Source organism: Phytoactinopolyspora endophytica (assembly GCF_004138495.1).
Taxonomy (GTDB): domain Bacteria; phylum Actinomycetota; class Actinomycetes; order Jiangellales; family Jiangellaceae; genus Phytoactinopolyspora; species Phytoactinopolyspora endophytica.
This window is the reverse complement of record NZ_ML142853.1, coordinates 135,262-140,146: the sequence shown is the minus strand read 5'-3', so window position 1 is coordinate 140,146 and position 4,885 is coordinate 135,262. Positions and strand designations below refer to the sequence as shown.

Sequence of the window (4,885 nt, the reverse complement as noted above, 5' to 3'; positions counted from 1 at the left end):
AAGGTGTCGACGCGGGCGTTGATGACGATCGGGACTCCGGCGTCGGCCGCAGCTTTGCGGACGTCCGCGAGCCATTGGGCGTGCGCACCGGCGTCGACGAGGCCGCCCGACCGGTGGTCGGTGTCCTCCAGGTTGCAGCCGACGGCGCCGATGTCCAGCAACCGGCTCACCAGTTCACGCGGCTGCATGCCGTAGCCGGCCTCGGCATCCACCGTGACCGGGACCTCCACGGCCCGGGCGACCCGCCCGGCCGCGGCGAACATCTCCTGCCACGGCGCACCCTCACCGTCGGGATAACCGAGCATGGCCGAGACAGCAGCGCTGGCAGTAGCTACCACGGGAAACCCCGCTTCGGCCACGACCTTCGCGCTGGCCGCGTCCCACGCGTTGGGCAGCACGAGCATCTCCTTGCCGTGCAGCTCGCGGAGCGTCACGGCTTGAGCTTTCAGATCCGCTACATCAGCGGGCATCGATATCCTCCATGTCAAAGAAACGGGACGTCGCTACGTCCAGTCGTGCTCGATCGGATCGATCACGACTGGATAGAGGGCGAGGGGCACTTGGCTGCTTCTCTCCTGTGGTCTCTCACATAGATAGACACCGCCCGCGCCGGAAAGTGGTCGGCCTGTGCACCCAGTTCCCGCGATCTCTGAGCCGGTACCACCAGTCGGAGCGTGTTTCAGGAGATGCTCTTAGGCCACGATCTGTGCGACGCCGAGCATGTTGCCCTCACTGTCGCGGAACCACGCAGCCCGCTCACCGCGTCCCTTGCTCGGATAATTGCCTTCGATGTCCATGATCCCGTTTACGGTGCCTTCATACTGCTCGAATACGACCCCGTTGGCCCGCAAGTCGGCCACCGTGGCCTGCACATCGTCGACATAGAAGCTCATCTGTGTGAACGAGCCGTCAGACGCGCCGGCAGAAGCGAACAGGCAGAACACTCCCGACGCGCCCTCGTAGCGCAGGCCGCCGTCACGTTCTTCAACCGGCTCTAGGCCTAGTTTCTCGGCATACCAACGACGCGCCCGTTCCAGGTCCTGCGTGGGTATGCGTGCTTCGATGCGTGCATTGCTCAGCATCTTCGCCATGATAGGCCGGCCACAGAACAACTCATCCAGTTGTCCTTGGAGACTCTGTTCTCGCTCACGGTGTTCTGAGCTGTGAGAGCCGCATCAGCTCATGATGAGCGGCATCAGCGGTTCGCCTTATCCACAGGTGAGAATGTTGGACGTGCCTTGTTATCCACATATTGCGACTAGGCACATTTGTGGTGGGATGAATCTATCAGGATCCATGCATGGCTCTTTGTTGTCTGTTGAACCGGGTAACGTCGAAGCATCTCATCTGGCAAGTTAACTTGACAACTGGCCTTGTGCAAGGTAACTTGCAATGAGACAAGATGATGAACCGATCGTGCTCGAGAGTGCCGCTCGGCACGGAGTCGCCGAACGAGACGCGCTCCACGCTTGGGCGTTTGCAATCGAGTCATATGACATGGATGAAGGAATGGTCATGTACATCGGCCCCGACCGTTCAGGCGGACTGCTGGAAGTCGGCACGGTCGACTGGTACGGCACCATAGCGATCGTCCATGCGATGTCCGCTCGAGATCGATTCCTGAGGTGGTGACGATGCCGCGATCCATTGATGAGCTCATTGCCCGGGCCGACGAGCTCGCCGATCAGTTCGAGGCGTACGAGCCTCGACAAGAGGACCGAGGAGAGCCCACTCTGATGGCGTTGCGTCGTGTCGCCTACCGGCGTTCCTTGGTTGAACGGGAGCTGGCCGATGCCGTCCGGGATGCCCGCGACGCGGGGGCATCGTGGGCGAAGATCGGCGATGAACTCGGCACGTCCGGAGAGGCCGCTCGGCAACGTTACGGCGGCCGTGTGGCGTGACGCCGGCGAGAGCCCGCGACACCGGCGGCCAGTGGACGGTTCGGGCGATCAGGCGTGTAGAAGGCGGACCTTGCAGGCCATGTGGACGGCGAAGCGCGTGTCCGGCTCGTTCAGATCGACGCCGAGCGTCTCGGTGATCCATTTCAGCCGGTAGGAGACCGCGTTCGGGTGCATATGGAGGGCCTGCGCGGCGCGCGTCGGGGATCCCTGTGCGTCGAGGACCGCGGCCAGCGTCGTCACACCGACGCGTGACCGCTCCGATCCGAGCGCATCGAGTGGCGTCAGGATCTCGCCGAGGAGGTTCCGGCTCAGCGGCGACGAGTAGAGGTCTGACAGGATGCGCCGCAGCCCGGTGGCGTCGGTCTCGGCGAGCATGCCGCGTCGCCCGGACGCGGCCGCCGATTCGGCCGCCACCCGCGCCTCTGCGGCGGACTGACGGATCCCGTCCGTCCCGGCCTGGGGCGTACCCATCCCGGCGGTGAGGACGACGTCGCCGCGGTCCCGGAGGGTGTCCATCAGGTGCTCGACGTCCGCGCGCGCCCGCTGGTGCAGATCGGACGCCCACGTGTCGGTGCAGACGAGCAGGATGTCGCCGCCGAGGGTGGCGACGTGCCACATGGCGGCGCGGGCGTGCAGCACCTGCAGCGCGGTGAGTTCCACGTCCGCGACGAGCTGCCGCTGGCGCACGAGACCGTGCGCGGCATCGGGGAACGCTCCGTCCTGGGTGCGGCCACTTCTGGAGGTCCGGTCTGCGTGCGCGCCCGTGCCCATGCCAGTGCCTGTCCCCATCCCCGCGGGGCCCGTGTCTCGTGCGGCGTCCACCTGGACCCAGACGACGACGTGGGTGTGCTGAAGCGGCAGGTCGAGGCGGTGTGCCTGTTCGATCAGCTGTGGCAGCTGTGCCCGTTCGGAGAGCACGATCTGCACGATCAGCTCCGCCCTGGTCAGCGCCGGGGCGAACCGCTGGTTGAGCTCGTTGCGCCTGAGTCGGGAGACGAGGCCGGCGATCGTCGGTAGTGCCACGCGGGTGGCGTCGTCGTCGACGTCGGCCAGGACTCTCGCCACGGGCTGATCCCCGACGACGACGGCCCCCGACGTGGTCGAGTCCTGCGGCGGGTTCTCGTCGACGGCGACGCGGCACCCGAGGGACTCCGACGCCGCATCGAGCACTGCGCGCACGGCATCCGTACCGCCGGCGTCGGCCGCTTCCTGACAGTTGCGGATCGCGGCCTCGGCGCGGGAGAGGGTGTCCGACGCGCCGCCCCGGACGAAACGGTCGATCTCGAGCAGCAGATCCGGTCCGTCGCGCATGTCGGCGGGCGCGATCGAGCGGTCGGGGCCCAGCACCGGCAGATGCGCGCGGTCGGCCAGGTGAGCCGAGGTCACCGGAAGGTGACTGGGCGAGGTCAGCACGACCCCGGCCAGCTCACCGGCGACGGCGTGCCGGATGGCGACGTCCATCTCGTAACCGGAGTACGCTTCGGACGCAGGCCCGAGGAGCACCACGAGCGTGCCGCCGCGCGCGCCCTGCATGTCGGCGAGCCTCTGGACTCCGGCGACGTGCTGGATGGTGCGGTCGAGGTCTGCACCGGCGGTGTCAGAGCCGGAGGCGTTCGGGCCGGCGAGGACCGTCAGGCCGAAGCGTCGGCGGTGCCGTAACAGGTCCGCAACCGTGGGTGACGTCGTCTGTGCCATGAGCACAGTCTGCACCGATCCTTTGTGCCGTGACCATATGGCGGGCGGACGAGGTAGCCGACATAGTCATCCCATGCAGAACACCACAGGCCGACGGAACGTGGTCCGGCCATGGAATTGACCGAAGCCGATCTCCCAGCATTGTCGCGCGGCTGCGCGGTCCTCGGCACGGGCGGCGGGGGCGCGGTCGACACCGCGACGCCCAGCGCGCTGCAGGCGTTGCGGACGAACGGCCCGCTCCCTGTGCGGCGGCTCGACGAGCTGGACCCCGAGACGCTGGTCGCCCCGATGGCGGGCATCGGTGCGCCGACGGTGAGCCACGAGATGCCGGGCAGCCTCGCGCAGCCGCTCCGCCTGCGCGACGAGATCGAGCGGCAGACGGGCCGCCGGATCGGGGCCATCATGGCGAGCGAGATCGGCGGCAGCAACGGTGTCGAACCCGTCGCGTGGGCGTCGCGGCTGGGGGTTCCGCTGCTCGACGCCGATTGCATGGGCCGGGCCTTCCCGGAGGTTCAGATGGTGTCGACTGTCGTCGCCGGTCGCTCGTCGGAGGGCGGCGTCGTCATGTCCGACGTGGTCGGCAACGTGTCCGTGCTCCGCCCGGTCAGCGCGGTCTGGGCGGAGCGCCAGGCCCGTGCCCTCTGCGTGGCCAGCGGTGCCACGTCGCTGATCTCGAACCACTTCATGACCGCCGCCGATGCGCGCGGCGCCGTCATCGAAGGCAGCGTCTCGCGCGCGGTGGGGATCGGGCACGCCGTCGACGACGCCGAGGACCCCGTCGCGGCGCTCGTCGCGCATCTGAACGCCTCCCACCTGCTGGACGGCAAGATCATCGACGTCGAGCGGACCACCGGCGGCGGGTTCGTCCGCGGCTCGGCCGTCGTCGAGGGCACCGGCTCCTACGCGGGGCGGATGGTGCGCATCGAGATCCAGAACGAGAACCTCGCCGTATTCGAGGGCGGCGAGGTGCTGGCCAGCGTCCCCGATCTGATCTCCGTCGTCGACGCGCAGACCGCGGACGCGATCTCCACCGAGATGCTCCGTTACGGGCAGCGGGTGAGTGTGCTCGCGTGGCCGTGCGACCCGCTGTGGCGGACGGAGAAGGGTCTGGAGGTGGTCGGCCCGAAGGCCTTCGGTTACGACATCGTCTACCGGCCCGTCGAGGAACTCGCCCCTCCCCGTGATCATCAACGATCAGCCGCACGATCACGCGGCCAACGGTTGATGATCATGGGCCGAGCGCGGGTTGAGGGGTGATGGCGGTGGGTGAACGCGAACGGGACCGTGAA

General features: G+C 67.7%; 6 protein-coding genes. 3 read left to right on the top strand and 3 right to left on the bottom strand.

The window, feature by feature from the left end:
* On the bottom strand, positions 1-470 hold a 470-nt coding region (locus ELR45_RS37510), incomplete at its 3' end, for an isocitrate lyase/phosphoenolpyruvate mutase family protein (RefSeq protein WP_205856423.1).
* Between the two features lie 222 nt (positions 471-692).
* Positions 693-1,082: a VOC family protein gene (locus ELR45_RS11485; protein ID WP_129666091.1), complete on the bottom strand. Its 390-nt coding sequence runs from the start codon at positions 1,080-1,082 to the stop codon at positions 693-695.
* Between the two features lie 415 nt (positions 1,083-1,497).
* Here ELR45_RS11485 and ELR45_RS42095 point away from each other — a divergent pair, with 415 nt between their 5' ends.
* Both ELR45_RS42095 and ELR45_RS11475 read left to right on the top strand, forming a co-directional pair.
* The gene (locus ELR45_RS42095) at positions 1,498-1,632 is read left to right on the top strand and encodes a hypothetical protein (RefSeq protein ID WP_276320674.1); all 135 of its coding nucleotides are present in this window, start codon (positions 1,498-1,500) and stop codon (positions 1,630-1,632) included.
* A gap of 2 nt (positions 1,633-1,634) precedes the next feature.
* Positions 1,635-1,901, top strand: a complete 267-nt coding sequence (locus ELR45_RS11475) for a hypothetical protein (protein ID WP_240759486.1) — start codon at positions 1,635-1,637, stop codon at positions 1,899-1,901.
* Between the two features lie 48 nt (positions 1,902-1,949).
* On the opposite strand, the gene ELR45_RS11470 is transcribed toward ELR45_RS11475, so the two are convergent.
* The gene (locus tag ELR45_RS11470; RefSeq protein WP_129666085.1) at positions 1,950-3,596 is read right to left on the bottom strand and encodes a PucR family transcriptional regulator; all 1,647 of its coding nucleotides are present in this window, start codon (positions 3,594-3,596) and stop codon (positions 1,950-1,952) included.
* A 111-nt stretch (positions 3,597-3,707) separates the two neighbouring features.
* Here ELR45_RS11470 and ELR45_RS11465 point away from each other — a divergent pair, with 111 nt between their 5' ends.
* Positions 3,708-4,853 (top strand): DUF917 domain-containing protein, encoded by a 1,146-nt coding sequence (locus ELR45_RS11465; protein ID WP_129666083.1) that lies wholly within the window; start codon positions 3,708-3,710, stop codon positions 4,851-4,853.
* Positions 4,854-4,885 lie beyond the last annotated feature (32 nt).

Coding starts and splice junctions, on each gene's coding strand:
- ELR45_RS11465 (WP_129666083.1), top strand. CDS start 3,708: ATGGAATTGACCGAAGCCGATCTCCCAGCATTGTCGCGCGGCTGCGCG.
- ELR45_RS11485 (WP_129666091.1), bottom strand. CDS start 1,082: ATGCTGAGCAATGCACGCATCGAAGCACGCATACCCACGCAGGACCTG.
- ELR45_RS11470 (WP_129666085.1), bottom strand. CDS start 3,596: ATGGCACAGACGACGTCACCCACGGTTGCGGACCTGTTACGGCACCGC.
- ELR45_RS11475 (WP_240759486.1), top strand. CDS start 1,635: ATGCCGCGATCCATTGATGAGCTCATTGCCCGGGCCGACGAGCTCGCC.
- ELR45_RS42095 (WP_276320674.1), top strand. CDS start 1,498: ATGGATGAAGGAATGGTCATGTACATCGGCCCCGACCGTTCAGGCGGA.